4 protein-coding genes and 1 pseudogene are annotated in these 2048 nt (G+C 40.6%); 1 reads left to right on the forward strand and 4 read right to left on the reverse strand.

Annotated elements, in window-relative coordinates; genetic code table 11:
* Both FE392_RS22210 and FE392_RS18785 read right to left on the reverse strand, forming a co-directional pair.
* Positions 1-250: pseudogene (locus FE392_RS22210) on the reverse strand (RHS domain-containing protein); the annotation flags it as partial.
* Between the two features lie 199 nt (positions 251-449).
* A complete protein-coding gene (locus FE392_RS18785) occupies positions 450-602 on the reverse strand; it encodes a hypothetical protein (RefSeq protein WP_319931681.1) in 153 nt (50 codons plus the stop codon).
* Between the two features lie 92 nt (positions 603-694).
* On the opposite strand from FE392_RS18785, the gene FE392_RS18790 reads away from it, so the two are divergent.
* Positions 695-817 (forward strand): SymE family type I addiction module toxin, encoded by a 123-nt coding sequence (locus FE392_RS18790; RefSeq protein ID WP_319931684.1) that lies wholly within the window; start codon positions 695-697, stop codon positions 815-817.
* 141 nt (positions 818-958) lie between these two features.
* Here FE392_RS18790 and FE392_RS18795 read toward each other — a convergent pair whose 3' ends face one another.
* Both FE392_RS18795 and FE392_RS18800 read right to left on the reverse strand, forming a co-directional pair.
* Complete coding sequence (locus FE392_RS18795) at positions 959-1753, reverse strand: hypothetical protein (RefSeq protein ID WP_319931682.1); 795 nt, start codon at positions 1751-1753, stop codon at positions 959-961.
* Positions 1750-1941 carry a hypothetical protein gene (locus FE392_RS18800; protein ID WP_319931683.1) on the reverse strand — a complete coding sequence of 64 codons (192 nt, stop codon included), beginning with the start codon at positions 1939-1941 and terminating at the stop codon, positions 1750-1752. The genes FE392_RS18795 and FE392_RS18800 overlap by 4 nt, the downstream gene beginning before the upstream one ends.
* Between the last annotated feature and the right edge of the window lie 107 nt (positions 1942-2048).

The raw sequence follows: 2048 nt of genomic DNA on the forward strand, positions 1-2048 counted from the left end.
TTTCCGCTTTTCCCCATGTACCCAGCCGTTGAGCCCAGACCAGCGTGCCGTTTTCGTTGAGCATTTCCCGCACTGTACCCTGATGGTCACTCACCACGTAATGCAGTTTGCCTTTTTCAAAGCGGGCAGACGGCGCGAACGCTCCTGGTTCATACAGCCAGCGTACCCGACTTTCCAAAGCCAGCGAGCCATCGGCGTAAACTGGTGTTTCCTCAATGAGCTGGTCGCCACTCCACAGGTATTCCTGCCCGTAAATGGCTGTGCTGCGCGGGATTAAATCCGGTTTGCCGTCCAGCCAGCGTTGCAGGTTGGTTGCCGTCAGCTTGCCGTCAAGCACCTTGAGCTTGCGTATTCTTCGCCCAAAAGCATCTCGTATTGATAGTGCCAACGGGAGCCACTCGGGGTTTCGCAGTGGTGTCCGGCGCCAAATTCACCGGGGGTTTTGACGGTCAGTGTACACCACCGTTTTGGCCCTTGAGGACAGAAACACCATCCAGCCCATCAGGAACAGTAAACCCGTTTTTTTCATCGTGCCCTTTCCATGCCACAAAATATCGGAGCAGCGTGAAGAAAACCGGCACGAAAATCAGCGAACAATTCATTTTTGCAAAATGCAAAAAAACAACTAGCCCGGAGTTCTCTACGCTATGACACAGGGCGTAGAATGAGATAATCAGCCAGCTCCCCGTACGCAATCCACCTTAAGGCGCAGTGGCTTAAGGCCGTAGGGTTTAATATTGTCGGCACGCTCACCGTTAAAATTATGGATGACTGTCTGGTACTGATCCCCGACAGTGACGAGACAAACAGCCTCTAACAACAATACCAACGCCAGCGGGCGTAAATCAGTGGAATTAAGCTACTGAGGCGGGAGTTGATTAGAGATTATCAAACAGAGTAATTCTATAAAAGCTGGAAGAAGATAATCCACTTCTTCCAGCTAAGATGATATTATTTATTAGCAACTATAATAATCAGATAATAATCGTTGGCATTGTTCTTGTAATGCAAAAATAGGTTCTTTTGACTTATCAGCACCTTCAAGGCTTTCTAATATATTAAGTAAACCGTTTCTAATATTAATGTCGTTATTATCTATATTATCCCAACTTTCAGATTCCATCATGTCAAAATATGAAAAAAATGCCTTATTGAATAAACAGAGGTCTATTTCTTTATCTCCTCCATGTTTTTCTTCATCAAACCCAGAAAATCTGACTAAACTCCTAAATGGATCTTTTAGAATAAACCCACTATGTTCTCCATTTATAAATAAAAGATCTAATCGCTCATGAATTCGAACTCTTAATATATCATTGTAGCTAATTCTTTGTTCGCACTCTGACACACATATAAGATATCCTCCATCTCGTGAGAGATATTTATAATTTGAAACTGATATAGCAAAAAAAACCTTAGGTTCTAATAAATAAGGCAAACCAACAATAAACTGCGATTTTAAGCACTCTGATAAAAAATGCTGCCCATCAAAATTATCATCAGGAACATTTAAAAAAATATCACTTAATACATAGGTAGAGGGATTAAAAACGTATCCTTCGTCGCTAATATAGTGATTACTTCCTATATAGTTATCAGATAATGCATGTTGTAAATCATCAGCATTTTGATTATTAGCTAAAGATACTGTCGTAAATGGCCAATAAATATTATTTTTCAACAAAGAACCAATGAGTATCTTAATCGGGGCTTTATTGCCATTTTTGTTTAAGAAAAGGATATTATTCATCATTGTTTTTTCCAAATAGATACGCCAGCAGGAACGGTTCCTGATTTACTAGGTATAGTACCATTCACAATACTTTCTGCCGTAACAATCCCTCCTCTTGGTGTATTTGGCACGCTACCTAATGCTACACGTTCAGCACTTCCCAAAGGTCCATAATTTGTTACTATCCAGCCTTTTTCGGATGAACTCATTCCAACAATAACGACATTTTCTCCATCATGGAAAATTAATCGAGGTTTTTTCCTTCACTTCTAAAAACCTCTTTGGGATTTAATATAACTTGCATTCACATAATAAG

Origin of the sequence: Xenorhabdus santafensis (assembly GCF_033949405.1) — a bacterium.
Taxonomy (GTDB): Bacteria; Pseudomonadota; Gammaproteobacteria; order Enterobacterales; family Enterobacteriaceae; genus Xenorhabdus; species Xenorhabdus santafensis.